Origin of the sequence: Paenibacillus senegalensis JC66, assembly GCF_000285515.1 — a bacterium.
Taxonomy (GTDB): Bacteria; Bacillota; Bacilli; order Paenibacillales; family NBRC-103111; genus Paenibacillus_L; species Paenibacillus_L senegalensis.
In genome coordinates this window covers 463,684-484,292 of sequence record NZ_HE610958.1, presented here as the reverse complement: position 1 = coordinate 484,292, position 20,609 = coordinate 463,684, and the positions used below count along the sequence as shown (strand labels likewise).

14 protein-coding genes are annotated in these 20,609 nt (G+C 49.5%); 13 read left to right on the top strand and 1 reads right to left on the bottom strand.

The window, feature by feature from the left end; genetic code table 11:
- The first annotated feature begins 232 nt into the window (after window positions 1-232).
- From PSHG_RS10640 to PSHG_RS29320, 11 genes are all read left to right on the top strand, one after another.
- Window positions 233-1,309 carry a hypothetical protein gene (locus PSHG_RS10640; RefSeq protein WP_010272636.1) on the top strand — a complete coding sequence of 359 codons (1,077 nt, stop codon included), beginning with the start codon at window positions 233-235 and terminating at the stop codon, window positions 1,307-1,309.
- Between the two features lies 1 nt (window position 1,310).
- Window positions 1,311-1,883, top strand: coding sequence for a hypothetical protein (locus PSHG_RS10635; RefSeq protein WP_010272634.1), 573 nt, complete (start codon window positions 1,311-1,313; stop codon window positions 1,881-1,883).
- Window positions 1,884-2,084: 201 nt separating this feature from the next.
- Window positions 2,085-4,094: a transketolase gene (gene tkt, locus PSHG_RS10630; protein ID WP_010272633.1), complete on the top strand. Its 2,010-nt coding sequence runs from the start codon at window positions 2,085-2,087 to the stop codon at window positions 4,092-4,094.
- A gap of 240 nt (window positions 4,095-4,334) precedes the next feature.
- Window positions 4,335-4,985, top strand: coding sequence for a TraX family protein (locus PSHG_RS10625; RefSeq protein ID WP_010272632.1), 651 nt, complete (start codon window positions 4,335-4,337; stop codon window positions 4,983-4,985).
- 38 nt (window positions 4,986-5,023) lie between these two features.
- A complete protein-coding gene (locus PSHG_RS10620) occupies window positions 5,024-5,272 on the top strand; it encodes a DUF6199 family natural product biosynthesis protein (protein WP_042121676.1) in 249 nt (82 codons plus the stop codon).
- 411 nt (window positions 5,273-5,683) lie between these two features.
- Window positions 5,684-8,032 (top strand): RNA polymerase recycling motor HelD, encoded by a 2,349-nt coding sequence (gene helD, locus PSHG_RS10615; protein ID WP_010272630.1) that lies wholly within the window; start codon window positions 5,684-5,686, stop codon window positions 8,030-8,032.
- A 246-nt stretch (window positions 8,033-8,278) separates the two neighbouring features.
- On the top strand, window positions 8,279-8,710 hold the full coding sequence (locus PSHG_RS10610; RefSeq protein ID WP_010272629.1) for a hypothetical protein: 432 nt from the start codon (window positions 8,279-8,281) through the stop codon (window positions 8,708-8,710).
- Between the two features lie 1,390 nt (window positions 8,711-10,100).
- Window positions 10,101-11,372, top strand: coding sequence for a type III polyketide synthase (locus PSHG_RS10605; protein WP_010272628.1), 1,272 nt, complete (start codon window positions 10,101-10,103; stop codon window positions 11,370-11,372).
- Window positions 11,359-12,255, top strand: a complete 897-nt coding sequence (locus tag PSHG_RS10600) for a methyltransferase domain-containing protein (protein ID WP_010272626.1) — start codon at window positions 11,359-11,361, stop codon at window positions 12,253-12,255. The genes PSHG_RS10605 and PSHG_RS10600 overlap by 14 nt, the downstream gene beginning before the upstream one ends.
- A 132-nt stretch (window positions 12,256-12,387) precedes the next feature.
- Window positions 12,388-13,593, top strand: coding sequence for an NAD(P)/FAD-dependent oxidoreductase (locus PSHG_RS10595; RefSeq protein WP_148497540.1), 1,206 nt, complete (start codon window positions 12,388-12,390; stop codon window positions 13,591-13,593).
- Window positions 13,594-13,831: 238 nt separating this feature from the next.
- A complete protein-coding gene (locus PSHG_RS29320; RefSeq protein WP_010272622.1) occupies window positions 13,832-16,168 on the top strand; it encodes an MMPL family transporter in 2,337 nt (778 codons plus the stop codon).
- 460 nt (window positions 16,169-16,628) lie between these two features.
- On the opposite strand, the gene PSHG_RS10580 is transcribed toward PSHG_RS29320, so the two are convergent.
- Window positions 16,629-17,261 carry a CGNR zinc finger domain-containing protein gene (locus PSHG_RS10580; protein WP_010272620.1) on the bottom strand — a complete coding sequence of 211 codons (633 nt, stop codon included), beginning with the start codon at window positions 17,259-17,261 and terminating at the stop codon, window positions 16,629-16,631.
- A 261-nt stretch (window positions 17,262-17,522) separates the two neighbouring features.
- On the opposite strand from PSHG_RS10580, the gene PSHG_RS10575 reads away from it, so the two are divergent.
- Both PSHG_RS10575 and PSHG_RS10570 read left to right on the top strand, forming a co-directional pair.
- Window positions 17,523-18,878, top strand: a complete 1,356-nt coding sequence (locus tag PSHG_RS10575; RefSeq protein WP_010272618.1) for a glucose-6-phosphate isomerase — start codon at window positions 17,523-17,525, stop codon at window positions 18,876-18,878.
- 470 nt (window positions 18,879-19,348) lie between these two features.
- Window positions 19,349-20,002: a YigZ family protein gene (locus tag PSHG_RS10570; RefSeq protein WP_010272616.1), complete on the top strand. Its 654-nt coding sequence runs from the start codon at window positions 19,349-19,351 to the stop codon at window positions 20,000-20,002.
- The last annotated feature ends 607 nt before the right edge of the window (window positions 20,003-20,609 follow it).

The window sequence follows — 20,609 nt, the reverse complement described above, 5'->3', positions numbered from 1 at the left end:
AAAGCGGACTATGAATTAGAAACATAGACATTTAATTTAGAAACAAAGGCACTTAATTAGAAACAGGCCTTAATTAGAAATAAAGGCACTTAGTTAGAAACACAGAAACTTAATAGCTTTTATACGCAGCAGTCATGATGAGGCAAGACTGCTGCGTTTTTATTTTCATAACGGGGTAAGACAGCGCCCGTTTTATCTGGAATTATGGAAGCACAGAAAGGATGGAAACCGGATGGAGCCTAACGCTGGCTTGCAGAGCAGGAAGTCCAGGCTCTATGGGGTACTGGGGGGTGCGGTCATTTTTACGATTATCGCAGCCTCCTGGGTCGGGAATCTGTTATATTACCAGGCTCATTTATTGGATGAACCGGTGTTTTTGGAGCATTATTATGAGGCTAGTTTTCACCCGGAAGAAACCTTAGAGCTGTATTACATTACACATAAGAGTGATGATAGGCGGTTGATTAGTATTCAGCCGATTCTAATTCGAGAGGAAGAGGGAAGGGCCTCCTCGCTCGACGGAGAAATAACGAGCTGGCGTGTGGTTCACAGCGCTCCTTATGGCTCCTATGGACCGTACCAAGTTCATAAAGTGTCTGTTCAGAAGCCTTATGACTGGACTCAGGAAGATGATGCAGACGGGGAGACAGGTACGGTTCGAGGAGAAGTTGAGGAATCAGACACAGGGGAAGTCGGGAAGACTGAGGCAGCGGAAACAGCAGAGGCTAAGACAAATGAGAACGAAGGCGATGGAGCTGCTTATCATTTCCGGGAGATGAAGGCGTGGTTTCAGGATGGGACGTCTTATCTGGTCTCTGTCGGAGATATTCAACTGCTCCCTTGGAATTTGAAAAATTCAATTGAGCTGCCGTGGTCAGGGATTAGCTCGATGGGCAGCAGTACGGGGGAATTCTCCAGCACTGTAAGAGTTAATTCCGATCTGGAGATGACGGAGATTGAACTGGCGTTGGCTGATAGGATCGGTGATGCGGTGGATTATCAGCTTAATAGTCGGGACTTCAGATTTTCCCTTGAGCATGGCATTGAATATGAGGATTCGCAAGAAGAGTCCTGGATGCCGCCGCATGTTCTGAAAGAAGGGGATCATTTCACCGTGGAGTACACGTTCCGTTTTCCAGACGGGGATGTACGGCAGAGCCATGTGTATTATTCTGAGCTGCGGATGAAGCTTGAGGGGCTGAACGAGGACGGAGCCGCTTACTCCTGGTTTGAACGGATGCACCATTCTCCTTGGCTGAATAAAGCGAATGTAAGGCAGGTTGTGAAGAATCAGCGGGAGGAGGAATAAAATGCCGGGACTTTTTCGCACACTATCTTGGGGGATTTTGCTGGTTATTCTCGACATTCGGATATTTGGATTCGATCTGCTGCCAGATCCGGCAGGCTTTATTATGATCTTTAATGCTTTGGTAAAGCTATCCCGGCAGATTGGCTTTTCATCCGAGGTGCGAAAGCTTTACTGGTGGTCAGCTTGCACAAGCTTGGTTCTGCTGCCTTTTTCCATCGCTGAGTTTTTCCGTGTACTGTTTTATGGCGAACATCGCCCTGTCTCGGTAGGCTGGCTGGTCGTAGACGGACTGACTCTGCTCTTGATGCTTGCACTGATCTATTTCTTCGTCACTGCAATGCAGCTTCAGGCAGCTCGGGATAGTTATTCAGACCTCGCCGATACAGCCCGTTTTCGCAAATGGTTTGCCTGCTCGTTAATGCTCCTTATGCTGCTGATCACTCCGTTTGGGCTAAACGAAGCGGAAATTGCCGGATTGCAGATCGTGATCTCCATTCTGGCGTTTGCTTCACAGATCCTTATCCTTTTGCTCTGTCGCAGGGCAGCTAACCTCTACGAGCGCCCTCGTGAATAATGATTCGTCTTGGCGGATGATAGTCTGATGAGAGTGATCTGTGGAAAACAAGCCGTTGATCTCTTCGGTGAAAACTTGAGGCTACAAGTAGATAAACCCCACAGGGAATGATAGAATATAAGAATCTGGGATTTCTTATGTAACCGTTACACTATGCTGCTGCCACTGGAATTGTCAGGCAGCGGAACAAGGAGGATGTATATGACAACTGCTACAAATGCGTTGGAACAATTGGCTGTGAATACGATTCGCACACTATCAATCGATGGGGTGGAAAAAGCGCAATCCGGACACCCTGGCATGCCTATGGGCGCAGCTCCAATGGCATATGAATTATGGGCTAAATTTATGAATCATAATCCTGAGAACCCGGAATGGTTTAACCGCGACCGTTTTGTGCTATCGGCCGGACATGGTTCCATGCTTCTTTACAGCTTGCTGCACCTGTTCGGTTATGATCTTTCACTGGACGAGCTGAAAAACTTCCGTCAGTGGGGAAGCAAGACGCCGGGGCATCCAGAATTTGGCCATACACCGGGTGTAGAAGCAACAACTGGTCCGCTCGGCCAAGGCTTTGCTATGGCTGTCGGTATGGCTATGGCGGAAGAGCATCTGGCAGGTGTGTATAACAAGGAAGGGTTTGACATCGTGGATCATTATACGTACGCCATTTGCGGAGACGGCGACTTGATGGAAGGCATCAGCGGAGAGGCGGCTTCCTTGGCCGGGCACCTGCAGCTTGGCAAGCTGATCGTGCTTTACGATTCCAACAGCATTTCGCTCGACGGGGAATTGAATTTGTCCTTCTCTGAGGATGTACAGTCCCGTTTCGAAGGGTACGGCTGGCAGGTTCTTCGAGTTGAGGATGGTAATAACCTGCTCGAGATTCACGAAGCGCTGGCACAGGCGCGTGCAAACTATCAGCCGACTTTAATTGAAGTGAAGACGGTAATCGGATATGGCAGTCCTAATAAAGGCGGAACAGCCGCAGCACATGGTACGTTCCTTGGCAAGGATGAGGTAGCCGCCACTAAGAAATACTACGAATGGCTGGAAGAGGAAGAATTTTTTATTCCTGCTGTCGTAAAGGCTCATTTCAATGAGCTGAAGCAGCAGGGCATCAAGAAGGAAGAAGCTTGGAATGAGCTGTTAGCAGAATATAAGAAAGCTCATCCTGAACTGGCGGCTCAATTCGAGCAGGCTGTAAAAGGCGAGCTTCCTGAGGGCTGGGACGCCGAATTGCCGGTTTATTCTCCGGAAGATAAAGCCTTGGCCACCCGTAAAGCGTCCGAAGCTGCGCTGAATGCAATCGCAGACAAGGTTCCTGCGCTGATCGGCGGCTCAGCTGACCTGGAGTCCTCGACCTTCACCCATTTGAACAACAGCGGCAATATGACGGCAGCAGACAGCTCCGGTCGCAACATTTACTTCGGTGTTCGTGAATTTGCTATGGGAGCCGCAATCAACGGGATGATGCTGCACGGCGGCGTACGCCCTTACGCGGGTACTTTCTTCGTTTTCTCAGATTACCTGCGTCCGGCGATCCGTCTGGCGGCGATCATGAAGCTTCCGGTCATCTATGTATTTACGCATGACAGTATTGGCGTTGGTGAAGATGGACCTACCCATGAGCCGATTGAGCAGCTGGCTGCCCTTCGTTGTATGCCAGGAATGAAAGTGCTTCGTCCGGCTGATGCTAACGAAACGAGCCAAGCTTGGCGTTACGCAGTAGCCAATCAGGAAGGCCCGGTGGCGCTGGTGCTTACCCGTCAAGGTCTGCCTAACCTGGAAGGCACCGCAGAGCTGGCTAAACAAAACCTGGATAAAGGAGCCTACGTGCTTGTTGATGCTCCAGACAGCAAGCCGCAGGCGATCCTGCTCGCTACAGGTTCCGAAGTAAGCCTCGCTGTGGAAGCGAGCCGGAAGCTGGCAGAAGAAGGCATTAACGTTCGTGTCGTCAGCATGCCAAGCTGGGAATTGTTTGAGCAGCAATCCAAAGAATACAAGGAGTCGGTCATTCTGCCGGACGTCAAAGCACGTCTTGCTATCGAAATGGCCTCCTCTCTCGGATGGCATAAATATGTTGGTGACCAAGGCGATATTTTGGCAATTGATCAATTCGGGGCTTCCGCTCCAGCAAACAAGATTATTGAGGAATACGGGTTTACCGTGGACAATGTAATCAGCAAAGTGAAAGCTTTGTTGAAGTAACTATAATCAGAATTAGAGCTTGACCGAGTAAAGCAGCCGTGCCTACCAGCACGGCTGCCTTCATTCAAGTAACCCGTTAGCGGATGGCGTGTCCATGCATACATATCAAAAACAAGTTGAGGAATGCAATTGATGCCGAGGCACCCGATTCTGCCTAATAGGCCTCAGATCTCGGCGATGGCTTCCTCTGAAGGGAAGCAGTGCTTTATATTTTAACAGGAACAGGAGCCGGAAGCAGATATGCAGTTTTTAGCTATGTTCACTATGTTAATTGATCATATTGGAGTCGTTTTTTTTCCGGAAAACGCCTACTTGCGGATTATCGGCCGCATCGCATTTCCTCTGTATGCGTATGCTCTCGTTCAGGGGTATCATTATACGAGAAGCCGTCCCAAATATGCATGGCGCTTATTCGTGCTCGCAATATTATCGCAGCTTCCTTTTATGTGGGCTTTTAGCGAAACATCGCTTAACGTCATCGCAACTCTGCTTCTGTGTCTTCTCGTTCTTATGCTGATTGATTGGCTGAATCCGAATAATCGCAGACGGTATCTTGCTTATGTAGTCGCCATTCCAGCATTTGTATTGATGGAGTGGGTACCGATGGATTACGGCGGATACGCATTGCTGCTGGTGCTCATCTATCGATATAGCTCTCCCCGATGGATGTTGATCTGGCATACGGCATTAAATGTGTTCTTTGCGGTTTATCAGCTCTGGATTATTCAATTGTTCAGCGTCATCTCGACCTGGGCTGTTGTGCAGTATCCGAAGGTGAAGGAATGGTTCGGCGGAATTTCAATTCCCCGCTGGCTGTGGAGAAGCTTCTATCCTGCACATTTACTGCTGCTTGCTGTCCTCAGCAGCTGGTTAAATGCCCACGTGCAGTAAACAGATGGTTAGTGATACGGACCGGACATGATAGGCTGATGGAACCTATTCCTTTATCGCTGCGTATATCCGGTAAAGGGAGGGAGCAAAATGTTTTTTTTCTTTTTCTGATCGTCCTGGTTGCGGTTATTAACATCATTTATCCCCAGCTTGGCTGGTATATGAGATATGGCTGGGCGGTGAAGGGGGATTCCGAGCCTAGCGAGGCTTACCTGGTAATGTCAAGAATCAGCAGTGTAGTTGTGCTTATTGTACTGTTCATGGCTTTGCTGTCTGGAGCATTCTGAAAGGAATGGAAAGAGGCTATACGGTGAATAATGAGGAGGCCCTAACCGGGTTGTGGAAAGGATTTCAATCTTCTAAGTTACAATAAAAATTGAAAAATAAAAAAATCTGTGCTACGATAACGAGTACAGATTTTTGTTGATTTATTAAGTTACTTTCATTACTATCCTATTTTATATTATCACAGAAGTGAGGGACTGTCAACTCCCCCTGCATTATTTTTCAGGCCGATTCATCATCATGTGCTTTGATTGGCATGTATTAAAAGCCGATTCATCATCATGTGCTTTGATTGGTATGTATTAAAAGCCGATTCATCATCATGCTTTGATTGGCATGTATTTAGGAAGTCATGTTGAGCAAAGCTTGCTGGGGAAATGTTGTTGTATACCATAAGCAGAGGAGCGATACGATTGAGCCAAAAAACGCCGGAATGGATAGAAGAGCAGCAAAGAGTAGACCGGGTCAAGCATATTATTGAACAGCGAATCCATACGCTTGAGGATACCGCGGGAGACTTGCGGCAAGTGATTACCGATTACCGCAAGAGCTTCTGGGATGATGTGACGGTCAATCTGGATGAACCGGATGAAGTGATCGAAACGGCAGCCAGCATGAAGCAGCAGGCTGAGGTATTGGCGGAGAGGGAGCGTTCCTACCGGCATGCCCATAAGCAGAGAACACTTTTGGAACGATTGAAATCCTCTCCCTATTTTGGCCGGATAGACTTTATGGAAGAGGGTGACTCTCAAGCTGAGCAGGTGTATCTGGGAATAGGCTCCCTGCTCGATGAACGGGAAGAGGACTTTCTGATCTACGATTGGCGGGCACCTATTTCCAGCTTATATTATGACCATATTCCTGGTCCGGTAGAGTATGAAACTCCTGCCGGAACGATCCGAGGAACGATGGAGCTTAAAAGGCAGTTCATTATTCGCTGGGGCAGCATTGAAAGCATGTTCGATACGGGAGTGACAATAGGGGATGAGCTGCTGAAGGAAGTGCTGGGCCAGCGGGCGGACAAACAGATGAAAACGATAGTTGCTACCATCCAAAGGGAGCAAAACCTGATCATCCGCAATGAACGCAGCCGGCTCTTGGTCGTGCAAGGCGCTGCGGGCAGCGGCAAAACGTCGGCAGCTTTGCAGCGGGTCGCTTACTTGCTGTATCGTTATCGAGGGAGCTTAAGTGCAAGTCAAATTGTGCTGTTTTCCCCTAACCCGATGTTTAACAGTTATGTATCCACTGTGCTTCCCGAGCTTGGTGAAGAAAATATGGAGCAAACCACTTATCAGGAATATCTTGAGCACCGTCTGGGAAGCCGTTTTGTGCTGGAGACTCCCTTTGCCCAAATGGAATACGTATATTCCAACCCGGGCGGGCCTTCCTATGAAGCAAAATTAGAAGGTATCCGCTTCAAAGCGTCGATTGACTATAAAGCGCTACTGGACAACTATATGGACTATTTGAGGACGGAAGGGCTGCAGTTTACAAGTGTGAAGTTTCGCCAAGAAACCTTGATTGAAGCTGGGCAAATTTACGAATGGTTCTATGCGCTGGATCCTTCTCTCAGCTTCAGTGAGAGACTGAGAAAAACAGCGGAGCGGCTGTTAAAGGAGTTAAAGCTGAGAGCCCGTGAGGAAAGGAAAAAGCCTTGGGTTGAGGAAGAAATCGAGCTGCTGGATAAAGAGCAGTATCAGGAGGCTTACCACGAGCTGCTCCGCAAAAAGGGCTACAGCTCTGATTCCTTCGATGATTTTGAGCGGGAACAGGAGTTTCTGGCGGCCAAAGTGGTGCAGCTTCGCTTCAAAAAACTCCGCCGGCAGGTGAAGCAGTACCGTTTTGTCGATTGGACGGCGGTCTACCGCCAATTGTTCAGTGATGTCCGATTTGCATCGAAGCTGGCAGGTGATAGACCGCTGCCATCAAGCTGGAGCCAGATTTGCGAGGAGACCGTAAACCGTCTTGACCGTTCCGAGCTGGCGTATGAGGATGCTACCCCTTATTTGTATTTAAAGGAAAGTATGGAAGGATTCCAAATCAACAATACTATTCGTCATGTGCTGATAGATGAAGTCCAGGACTACTCCCCTTTTCAATTAGCTTATTTGCGCAAATTGTTCCCCCGCAGCAAAATGACCGTGCTGGGCGATTTGAACCAGGCAATCTATGCTCATGCGACTGGAAGGAGCGGCCTGGAAAGTCTTGCAGATTCCTATGGTGAAGGAGAAAGTGAATGGATCCGCTTGACGAAGAGCTACCGCTCCACCAAACCAATCGTAGAGATGACGCAGCAGGTTATCGAGGACGGGGAGCAAATCGAGCCGTTCCAGCGTGATGGCGTGAAGCCGGTTGTGGTACGGGTACATGAAGATGCTGATTATGCAGAAACCGTTGCAGAACGTATCCGCTCGCTTCGCGCCAGCAATCACCGGACGATAGCGATCATTACGAAGACAGCAGCCGAAAGCCGGGAAGCATGGAAGCAGTTAAACCCATTAGTGGAGTTGAAGCTGGTCGACCAGGACACCACGGAGTTTGAAAAAGGAATAACCATCATTCCTTCTTACCTGGCTAAAGGTGTAGAGTTCGATGCGGTGATCGTATACAACGCATCTGAAGAGCAGTACGGTCTGGAGCGTGAACGGAAGCTGTTCTATACCGCTTGTACAAGGGCTATGCACGAACTGGTTCTAGTTTATCGCGGTTCGTTGACACCGTTCATGAATGACGTAGACAAAGATCGCTATGTAATTGAATAGATCGGAGTTAACGGAATAATTCCCTTTTCCTCCACATACCTAATACTAATAGGACAAACCGGCGACCGGTAAAGACCGTTTAAGATGGTTAAGACGCTTAAAACATTTAAGATGTTTAAGACGTTTAAGATGTTTAAGACGTTTAAGACGTTTAAGATGGTTAAAACGTTTAAGACGCTAAGACGGTTAATACGGTTATACGGTTAATATCGGGGAACCCGTGTGGAATGGAGGAGGGGGACAAGTATGATCAAGCAGATTGCGAAGGCCATTACTAATAAAAAGCTATGGGTGGTGCTCGTCACTGCTGTTAATATCTTTTTGCTCCTGTTAATCATTAATAAAGAAAACGGTTCGTCAAAAAACGCGGATGCGTTCCCTGACGGATTGGAGGAAACTTACGTAGGGAAGGTTATGTTGGAAGACAGCTTCCAAGCGATACCCACCGGAGGATTTCATGAAGAAGAAGCGACTGTGGGAGCCAAGACCTTTCATCTTTATAACACATGGGAGTGGGCAGACGCTTTTCAAGATGGCGAGTACGAGGTTCATACCTATCAGCTGATCGAAATTTACAAGGATAACCAAGGCAATATAGTGAAGCGGGTACCCACTGAAAATTTCAATTATTTGCGTTATTGCCCGGGCTGCAGCGTGCAAGGGCTGCCTGCGGATTAAGGGTCAGGTGCTGTCAATTTCTCCCGTCCCTTCTATCGGGACATCCAAAAAGAATAAGCCAGCCAGCACTCTCTAGTTGACCGAGTAATACGAAGGAGCTGTTTAATAAGTCCTCTTTCAAGGAAAGGTGTCAAAATGAAACACCCAAGAATGTTTACGGCATTCTTGGGTGTTGATTTTTTTATGCGCTGCACTAATAAGCTGCTTTTCGGACATCGCATACATTTCGCTGCAACTCGCTTCGGCAGCACACTCCGGCGGAAATGTATGCGGAAAACCGTATACATTTCGCTTCGCCAGCGCACTCCGGCGGAAATGTATGGGAGACAGTCATGCCATTGAATTCTCAGACACAATTCCAGTATGAAAATAGCCGAGATTGGCGGGGTTCGTTGGCTGGATTCCTGCATTTTGTACGAAATGTCGTACAAATGCATGGGGTTGAAGTGCGAATTCCGGAGATTTGTATGAAACGTCATACAAATACAGGGGATTGAAGGGCAATTACCCAAGATTTGTATGACAAATCGTACAAATGAGGGGATTGAAGGGCAATTACCCGAGATTTGTATGACAAATCGTACAAATGCAAGGGCTTTAAGCTATTAAGGAGCTGCAGCCAGTGTTTCAACGAAATTTTGTATAAGTTATGGGATTGAGGTACGACTACCCGAGATGCTCATCATGTGGGGTGTTTTATATTTACAGAGAATCGATACATTTCACTTCACTAGCGCGTCTCGGCGGAAATGTAATCGGAAATGTAATCGGAAATGTAATCGGAAAATCGCATAGAAAGAGCCGAAGTCGGGGGAAACACGGGCATGGATTTTGAATTTGATCTGATTCTAATAGAGGAAATAGGATAAGAATAGATTAGGATTGCCCAAGGTTGCCTATGATAGCCTATTTGTTTCTATGCTTTTCCTATGAATTTCTATGCATTCCTATGATTGTCTATGATTACTTGAGAAGCGGCTAAAATGAAAGACAGCAGGCTTGCTAGCAGTGTAGCGGTATGTAAGCGAAAGAAAGACACGGGCTTGCTAGTAGTGTAAGCGTAAAAAAGACTCAGGCTTGCTAGTAGTGTAGCGGTATGTAAGCGAAAGAAAGACACGGGCTTGCGGTAGTGTAAGCGAAAGAAAGACAGCAGACTAACAGTTGTAAGCGTAATAAGTTGTATAGTTTCAGAATACATTGAATTAACCCACATCTTGTCCGGCGAACGAGAAACTGGCTATCCGATTATGGTTATGGGATTATGGCTCCCCTTGATTATTTCAAACAACTTCCCTCTATTTCAATGCAGCATCATTTTTCGATGAAAATAACCTGCCTACTGTGCGCCCGCCGTATATCGCATGATGGTTTATGAGAGGATGATAGGACTATGTCAAACTATAATTCATACCCCGCATTATTGGGAATAGGAACAGCGGTGCCTGAGCATCGGGTAGATCAACAGGAGGCAGCGGAGCGTATAGCCGCTTTTCTGGAGCATTCGCCTTCCTCTGCCCGCTGGGCGAAGCGGATTTTCCGCCAGGTGGCGGTGGACAGCCGTTATACGTGCGAAGCCAGTCTCGCCGAGAGTGGACCTTCGCGCTATCTCCCTAATAGTTTGAATGAACAGGCGCCAAGCACCTCCGAACGAATGAAAAGCTACCAGGAGCACAGTGTGCCCTTGGCCGCAAACGCGGCAAGGGAGGCTCTGCACGATAGCGGTACGGCAAAAGAAGACATAACGCATCTAATGGCTGTAAGCTGCACGGGAATGTTTTTGCCCGGGTTGGATGTTGCTTTAATCCGCGGCCTCGGTTTGCCTTCTGATATAAAGAGGCTTCCTCTAACGTTTATGGGGTGTGCGGCCGGCGTGACGGCGATGCGGACTGCTGCCGATCTTGTTAAGGCTGATCCCAATGCCAAGGTGCTCATTGTATGTGTAGAATTGTGCACCCTTCATGTCCAGCCGAGCGGCGAGAAAGAGGCTTTGTTCGGTGCTGCTTTTTTTGGCGATGGAGCTTCTGCTTGTGTGATTGGCCGTGCCGCAAAAAGGGATAAAGGCTTGTTCCATTTAGGTAACGGACGAACGGCGTTGTTTCCGGCGGGTGGCAAAGATATGGTTTGGACGCTTGCGGATTTCGGATTTGATCTGTATCTTTCTCCAGCTATTCCCGAACTCATCGGAAAGTACTTGCCGGACGAGCTGGATCTGCTATTGCAGCGAAAACAAGGCGAGAGCCACGCGTACAGCGATGTCAAGAGAGCAGAAGCAAGTGAAGGGGAGCAGAGCCCGCTTAGAGAGTTAGAGCTATGGGCCATTCATCCTGGCGGAAAAGGAATTATCGATGGTCTGCAGAGCATCTATAAGCTGGAAGATCGGCAGACAGCGCCGAGCCGGGAAGTTTTACGCCGGTACGGCAATATGTCCTCAGCGACCATTCTGTTTGTTCTCCAGAGGATGCTAAAACAGATTCAGGCAGAGGAAGAGGAGAGTTCGGAGCTTCGTTCCCGTTCAGGAATAGCGATTGGCTTCGGTCCGGGTCTTCATGCCGAGCTGCTGGAACTAACGTACCTGCCGTCTGCGGGGTCTTCGGGGAGCGCGGGGTCTCCACGTGCAGCTAATCAGGAAGCTGATGGGGGCATGCACTATGTCAAGATTTAATCCGATAGTGGGAACAGACAAGGAAAGCATTGAACGGACGGCACAAGCAAAATCTCTACATCATGGGAGGGGGGAGTGTTCCCAGCCTGGTTCCGCAGATCCAGCAGATCTGCATAGAAACATCATTGCGGCTTCCGCGGTAAGAGGGAAGGGGCTGCAAGTACGCTCGGAAAAAGCAGAACGGATGGACGATTTCTCCCTCGGCGGTAAGGAGCTGGAGGTAGCATTGCAGCATTTGCGTAAGCTTAACCGTATTTTTGCGGCGGCCGGTCCTACCTTATATGGGGTCAAGAAGCTCTGGAAGCGAATGGGCCGCCCTTCCTGCTTGACCTTGCTCGATATAGGGGCAGGCAGCGGTGATAACAACCGCAAGCTGCTCCGCTGGGCTGACCGGGAGAAGGTCGACCTTCAAATTACTTTAGCGGACATTACGGAGGAAGCCTGCTCAGAGGCTCGCAAGCAGTTTGCTGATGAGCCGCGCGTGCAAGTCATTCGCAAGAATGCTCTGGACCTGCAGGGCGAGCAGGCCGATATCGTGACAGCTAGTCAATTCGTCCATCATTTTACGGGGCAGCAGCTGGTCGATATGGCAGAGCAGCTGGTAAGGCTGTCAGGAAGAGGAGTTGTGCTTAACGATATCCATCGCCATTGGCTCGCCTGGTCGGCTGTATGGCTGGCTACTCGTATCTTGTCACGTAATCGCTATATTCGGCACGATGGCCCATTATCTGTGGCCAAAGGCTTTCGTGATGCGGATTGGGAACAGCTGAAGCTGGATTTGACGGACAGATTGGGACCTATAACTTTCGAATATAGCTGGAGGCCGCTTTTTCGCTACGCTGTACTGGTAGATAAGGTGAGGAGCTTCAGCATCTCATCTTAGTAAAGCTTAAAACTACTGCCAATCATATGCTTGGCGAATACAGAAACAAGGTAAATAGCCTAGCGTTTTAGATTGGTGCTGGGCGGAGTTCCGCCTTCACTAGGGTGTTCAGTTTTTTTGAAGGGGGGGTCCATGATGAAAGGCACAGCGGATGTGGCTATATTGGGTGCGGGGATTGCAGGAAGTGTTATGGCTTATCAAATGGCGGAGCTTGGCTGGAGGACGGTTTTGCTGGATAAAGCCCGATTTCCGCGGCATAAGTCTTGTGGTGAGTTCTTATCTCCTGAGTCTGCCGGCATGCTGTCCGCTTTAGGGCTTGCCGAAGCAGTGGCCGGGCTTGGTGCAGCGCCGATGAATAGGGTGGAAATTCATGGGCCGAGCGGTGGTTTCTTGGAATTTGCGCTGCCAGCTCCGGCGATAGGCGTTAGCCGGTACAGGCTTGATACCCGGCTTCACCAGCTCGCCAAGGAATACGGGGCTGAATGGCGATCCCCGGCTGTGGTGAAGAAGGTGGCAGAGATCGATTCGGCCAAGCCCGAGCTTGGCTTTACTATTGATTATGTGCAACATGGTGAAAGCCGGCGGCTGCAAGCCCGAGCCGTCATTGGCGCCTGGGGGAGAAATCCGCAGACCGGGTTGATGCAGCCGTCCGGCAAGGGTGCAAACGGCCGGCCGGAGGCTGGAGACGCGGGCCGGGAAGGCGGCGGCCGGGAGCCGTGGATGGGCATCAAGGTTCACTACCAGGGTCTGATGCCGGGGGAAGCTATCGCGCTGTACTTCTTCCCCGGCGGCGGCTACCTGGGCCTTGCGCCCATCGAGGGCGGCCGGGTCAACGCCGCGGCACTGCTGCCGCGCGCCGCTTTCCGCGAAGCGGGAGGCTCGGTCCAGGGCGTCCTGGACCGAGCCGCAGCGCTTCACCCGCGCTTGCGCGAGCGCCTACGCGCAGGCGAGCCGATAGCGGGCACACAGGCGGCTGTGGCACCGGTGAACATCAGCCGTTCACCGGTGCCGTGGCGCCAGTTCGCCCTCATCGGCGATGCCGCCATGGTCATTCCACCCCTGTGCGGGGATGGAATGACCATGGCGCTGCGCTCGGTGCAGCTGGCGGCGCCGCTGGCGGAGCGCTTTCTGCGGGGCGAGCTGGCCCTCGCAGAATGGCGGGAGCAGTACAGCGCGGCGCTTACCCGCGAGCTGAAGCGCCCGCTGTTTTGGGGCCGCCTGATGCAGGCGGCGCTTGGCAGCCGCTGCTGGGCTCCGCCGCTCCTCCAGCTCGGGAGCCTGCTGCCGGGGTTGACGCAGCGGATGTTCCGAGCTACCCGCCTGGACGGCCTTGATTGATCACACTTGAGGGCACTATGTCTACTTAATTTGTATAAAACAGCCCGAGAAACGAGATCCGGGAATCCGGGAAGTCAGGAAACCGGGAATCCGAGAATTCGGGAATCCGGGAAGTCAGGAAACCGGGAAGCCGGGGATTCGAGAATCCGAGCAGCACGAAGCCGGGATCCGGGAAACTGAGAAGCCAAGAAGCGCGAAGCAAGAAACCGAGAAGCGACAAACCGAAAGGGGGAAGAAGATGTACTCCTTGCTGGCACGCCTGTCTGTTCGTTACCGCAAAGTTGTTATATTGGGTTGGTTAGCGATTTTGCTGGGCTTTGCCGGCAGTGCCATCCGATTTCCCACTGTGCTCAAGGATGCCGGTCTTAGAATCTCGGCTTCCTATGAACGGGCGAGTGAAATCATGAGCGAGCATTTCCATCAGTCGGAGCACCCGGTGCTGCTGCTGTTCGAAAGCAATGGCTCAGGAACAGACGAGCAGTTTGCAGGCTTTATTAAACAAGCTTTGTCAGGGTTAGCTTCTCTTGAGGGATTGCACGGGGTGCAATCTCCTCTTGATTATGCTGATATGCGCTCCGGCCGCTGGGCCTATGCGTCACTTAGCTTTCAGCAGCCGGCCCATCAAATGAAGCCGGTGCTGGAGGAAATCCGCAGCCGATTGCCGCAAGCTTCCGGATTTTCGGTTACCGTAACCGGCAAGGACGCCGTGTGGCTTGATGTAAGCGAAAGCAGTCAGAAAGATCTAGTGAGAGCGGAATGGCTCGGGATCCCGCTTGCTTTTGGTGTTCTTTGGCTAGCTTTTGGCGGGCTTATTTCTTCACTAATCCCTATTTTGGTCGGCCTGATCGGAGTTGCGGGCACGTTCGGTATTTTGTATCAAATAGGCCGCGGCGTTGATCTGTCTCTTTTCGTACTTAATGTCATCCCGATGGTTGGTCTTGCTCTCAGCATTGATTTCGCCCTGCTTGTCGTCAGCCGTTTTCGCGAAGAGTTTCAGCATCGACCGCTTAGCGATGCGATGGACGTTACGATGAATACAGCCGGGCGAACGGTCATGCTTTCCGCTCTTTGTTTTCTTTTGGGTCTGGCCGGTATGCTGTTTATCCGGCTGCCTATCTTTTATACAGTTGTGCTTGGCGCTGTGGTGGTCCTTTTGTTTTCACTAATGCTGACGCTGACACTGGTTCCCGCGCTGCTGGCGGCATTTGCCCATAAAATCAAAAAAGAGCGCACTCGGCGGCGGCCGCACGGAATGGCTTTTACGGGTATTAAAACCAGATCGGACAAGGGAGCAGGCGTCAGTGATAAAAACTTCCGGGGCAGCTGGGGGCAATCCCAGGGAAATGGGCAGTCCCGGGGTAACTGGGAGCAGTCCCAGGGTAAGGCGCAGCCCCGAGCTAGCTGGGAGCAGTCCCAGGGAAACGGGCAGCCCCGAGGCAGCCGGGAGCATCATGGATGGTACCGGCTGGCGGGCTGGCTGATGAAAAGACCGGTAACCAGCGGCTTGTTAGCGCTTGTCGTATTGGTGATCGGAGTGCTTCCTCTGGGTCGTCTGCAGCTGGCCATTCCGGATACCACATCTCTGCCGCATTATTATGAGTCGCGGCAGGCTGCCGAGCTGATAGAAAAGCATATGACCCGTCCTGACCGCACTAAGGTGCTGTTTGTGCTGGAGGGGGAGTGGCTGGCCCAGGAAAAGGTTTGGCAGAGTGCGCATGAGCTTGTCCAGGAGCTATCGAGAGATCCGCAAGTGCTTGCGGTAGACTCTTTATTCCGGCATATGCCGGTAAGCCATGTTCATCTTCCGGTTCTCTACCGGCATGATACGCTAAGGCAGGGACACGAACCGCTTTTTGAAAGATTTGTTCAGGGAAACTACATGGTAGTGGCGGCCGATGTGGGAAGGAGCAGCCAGAGCAAAGAGGCTAGAAACTGGGTTCGGGAGCAGGAAAATAGATTGTCCAAGTATGGTGATTTGAACATATATATAGGAGGGGACGCTAAGTACGAACAGGAAGTATTTGATCAGATTACCGATCATTTGCTGCCGGTGCTGTTATTTATTCTGGTGGCGATTTATCTGGTTCTGCTATTTGCTTTTCGCTCAATATGGGTGCCGTTCAAAACAATCGCCATTAATTTGCTGACTATCGCCGCCTCATTCGGTCTTGTAACGGCAATTTTTCAAGCTGGTCCTTTTGGCTGGGAGTCTTCCGATATAGCGATCATGATTCCTGTTTTTGTGTTCGGGTTAACATTTGGCATCAGTCTCGATTATGGCATTTTTTTGCTCTATCGAATGGCTGAAATATATCGTAAAACGAAGGATAATGACCGGGCTGTCCTGGAGGGGCTGGCCACTACCGGCAAAATCATTACTTCCGCTGCGGCGATTATGATAGCAGTAACGGCGCCCTTTGCCATGGGTGAAGTAACCGGGGTGAAACAGCTTGGTGTGGGCATCGCTCTGACGATTGTGATTGACGCGACGCTCGTCCGTCTGCTGCTCGTTCCTTCGCTGATGAAGCTGATGGGGAGGTGGAATTGGTGGTTCCCCCGTAACAATCGGATATAGCCTAGCGGCATTGGCCGCCAAGTCCGTCATTATAAATGCGCTTACAATTGACTGATTCAGTTTTTTACCGGGCAATTTCCCTTGCTTAATTTACCCTATTAATTATCCTATTAATTCCCCTTATTAGCTTCCGTTGAATTACGGAGTTTTGCCTGTTTTTATCATAGGCTTGACAGCTTTCCTTCAAACTCTACATCGCCTCTTCCCAATGAGGAAATATTTATTAACTCCCAAAAGAATAAATTGAAGGTTAAAAATTATCTTTTTATAACCATTTAAATAAATTTTTGATGGTTAATCATGCCTTGCTCGTTCTTGGGATCGTTTCTCTTAAAATGTATGACTGATTCGATCTTAACGACAGAAAGGTAATAAGATAGTCAAACTAAATAGTCAAACTAAATAGTTAAGCTAATAGTCAACTGAATAGACGAACTAAAAAAGAACCCCAGCCTGCTTGCTAGGATTCTTCAGCCGAGCGCTGTTTTTGCCTTGCCAAGTAAGCGGCCACCTTCATCCGATTGCCGCATGTTTTGGGGCTGCACCATCTTCTCGTACTGTTCTTGCTGTTATCATAAAAGTGAAGCACACAGGCGGGATTTTCGCATTCTTTTACGAGATTTAAGTCGTGCGTAGTGAGAAAATCAACTGCCGCATTGGCAACCGGAGTGAGTAAGTCCAGCGGTTTGCGCAGTACGGTATGAGATACCCGTCTAAAGCCGTTTTCATCTAAAACTAGCTTGGTGCTTAGCGATTGCTCCTTCAAAAACAGGTTTATGAACCTGATGCTGTCCTTTTCCCCGGCAAATTCCCCATCGCTATGACCTGCCCGGACAAGCTTAAACAGCTCCTCCCGTAGCGCGCTGGCTGCTGTCATAATCTCGTTTTCCTGCTCTGTACCGCCCCACGCTTGTTTGCAGCGTACGCCTAATGATTCCGATAACAGCCCGGCTTTGATGAGCCAGTCCAACAAGTCATCGAATGTTCCGATTAAATCCAGCGGCTGTCCCTGGTCGATGATCTTCGTATTTACATAATCCAGCACGGGATGATTACCTATAAAATAAAAGCGGGGCGCTATTTTTTTCGGCATATCGCTTCGCTCTCCTCTTTGTACCTTTTGTCCTGCCATTATATAGTCAATGCCCCGCATATACAATCATTCAAAATTTAGTGCTCGAGAATTCGGCTGTTTTCATGTGCAGTCCTATAAAATTGAAGCAGGAGCTCCCCTTATCACCACGGAATTGACCAAGTGAAAAACTTGCATTTAAAGGGCGAAGCCAGTATTCTTAGCATAAGTGTTGTCCTAAGCGGACAAGAGACAGCAGATGCTCAAGGAGGGAAACGAAAGATGGGTTCCAAGCTACATTTTGATTACAGTCGGGCGCTTTCTTTTTTTGGTGCTCATGAATTGGAAAATATGGCCGCGCAGGTCAAACTCGCACATCAGCAGCTTCATGACGGAAGCGGCGCAGGCTCCGATTTTCTCGGATGGATCGACCTGCCGGTAAACTATGATAAAGAAGAATACGCGCGCATACATAAAGCGGCTGGCAAAATCCAATCTGATTCCGACGCGCTTGTCGTGATAGGAATTGGCGGCTCTTATCTGGGAGCGCGGGCAGCTATCGATATGCTCTCCCATTCGTTCTACAACCATTTGCCAAAAGAAAAAAGGAAGACGCCAGAGATTTATTTTGTGGGCAATAATATCAGCTCCACTTACGTGACTCACCTGCTGCAGCTTCTGGACGGAAAAGACATTTCGGTCAATGTTATTTCCAAGTCGGGGACGACAACGGAGCCCGCGATTGCGTTCAGGATTTTCCGCGAACTGCTGGAGAACAAATACGGCAAGGAAGGCGCGCGCAGCCGGATCTATGCGACTACAGACCGCGAACGCGGCGCTCTCAAGAAGCTCGCAGACGAAGAAGGCTATGAGTCTTTCGTCATTCCGGACGATGTAGGCGGCCGCTATTCGGTTCTGACAGCGGTAGGGCTTCTGCCTATTGCTACAGCAGGAATTGATATCGATGCTATGATGCAGGGGGCGGCTGATGCTCGTGAAGCGTATTCGAACCCGGATTTGAAAGAGAATGAGAGCTACCAGTACGCAGCTGTCCGCAATATTCTGGGCCGCAAGGGCAAAGCGATTGAGCTGCTGGTTAACTATGAGCCTTCCCTGCATTTTGTGTCTGAGTGGTGGAAGCAATTGTTTGGAGAAAGTGAAGGAAAAGATTTTAAAGGCATTTTCCCGGCGGCCGTTGATTTTTCTACGGACCTCCATTCCATGGGGCAGTTTGTGCAGGAAGGCTCCCGCAACCTGTTCGAAACCGTCTTGCAAGTAGAGCGGGTGACTGAGGAAATTACGATCGGCACAGACAGCGATAATTTGGATGGTCTGAACTTTCTGAGCGGAAAGACAATGGATTTCGTCAACAAAAAAGCGTTTGAAGGCACGCTGCTTGCGCATACGGATGGACAGGTTCCTAATCTGATCGTTAATTTGCCGGATATGTCCCCATATACCTTCGGTTATATGGTGTACTTCTTTGAGAAGGCTTGCGCCGTCAGCGGCTATCTGCTTGGCGTGAATCCTTTTGATCAGCCGGGTGTGGAAGCCTATAAGAAAAATATGTTTGCCTTGCTTGGCAAGCCGGGATTCGAGAAGGAAAAGGCGGAGCTTGAGGCGCGTTTGCGGCAGTAGTACAGGCTAAGAATTAAGCGCTTCAGATCTTAGGGCATTCCCCCTGGTATGCAAACGGAGTGCTGCGGTACGTCCGCTGAATAGATACGGGAATACTACGAGGTACGCACATGATGCTCACGAGATGTCCACGGACCGGATATTGTCTAATTTTTCATTTTTCCGTTGGGGATGTTGCTGCCGGGATCCTCAAATAGCGCTATGGCAAAGGGTGGTTCAACCTTAAGAAGGTGGGCTGCCCTTTGCCGTATTTATTTAGTAACCCTGTAAGCTGCACAACGGATGTATACGACAAACACACATGCTTTTTCGGTCATAACTCCGGCATAGAAATAGCCAAGGTTTGGCAGGGATTCAAGGGCCCGCCGCCTGCCGCCTGCATGTTGAGCGAAAACCCAAGCTGTGGTCTTTGGTCACATGCAGTGTTCACCGAGGCGGAATGTTCTCATCGACCTGAAAGGAGGAATACTATGCTGCTGCATTATAAAACCGTCAAGCAATCTGGAATGAAAGAAATTGTGATTAAGCGCTCGAGGTTTCTAGGTCATATCCAACCTGTAGACACAGAAGAGTCCGCTGTCGCCTTCATTGAATCTATTCGCAAACAGCATTCGCAAGCGACCCATAATTGCTGGGCTTACATGGTAGGAGAACGGGATCAGTATCAAAAGCAATCTGATGATGGTGAGCCTAGCGGAACAGCAGGCAAGCCGATTCTTGAGGTGATCAAGAACCAGCCGCTGAAAAATGTCGCAATCGTGGTCACCCGATACTTCGGCGGCGTTATGCTCGGAGCTGGCGGTTTGATTCGTGCTTACACCGATGGTGCGGTGGCTGCCATTGAAGCGGGAGAGCCGGTGTTCAAGGTGCTGCATCGGGAAGTGAGCGTTGAAATCGACTATACCTGGCTGGGGAAAGTGGAAAATGAGCTGCATTTAAAAGGAATTGTGCAGGGAGAATCCCAGTTCACCGACAAAGTTACTCTCCTCTGCCTTCCATTAGAAGCTCATGCGGAAGCATTTGTGATGTGGATGACAGACCTGACACAAGGGCAAGCGAAGATAGAAACAGGAGAAGCTGTCTACCGGGATCACGAGGAATTACCGGAAGGCCTTGAATCTTGAAATAGAGCAATTCCCATGCGACCGGACCTTATTGTCACGTGTTTCGGGGTGAGGATTTAGGGGGACAAGAAATTAAACTGCCGCGGCAAATATAGACGGTTGCTGGCTATCATTGATAGAGGAGGGGACACCCTCTTCTTTTTTTGTTCCACAAAAGGGTAAGACGCTCAGACTTTATTCCTAAGCCTAAAATCACAATCTATTCCATGCAATTAAATTACATAAAAAAGCTAATATTCTAGTTAGAAACAGGTATATCCTGGTATATCCAAATCTGTATGCAGAAACCGCTGGAACCATGTCCATAAGCTGTACCGGACAGGTTTAGCTGGAGCGGTCTATGTAGCTGTCATTAAGAAATAAAAAATAAGTACGGGTTACAGTAGTTAAAAAGAATCAACATTAAATGTCATAATTCGACAAAGAGAAGTTGATTTGAGACCGGGACTAGGACAATTAGCCGTTTCATCCCAAGTAGATTTATGTAATTATGGACTTGTCGGAGGTGATGAATACTGAAATAAAGTTACATAAGAAATGATAAAAAGAGGAAATTTATTGCAAACGCTTTCCGGTTTAAGTTTACGCAATTAATCGGGATCCCACG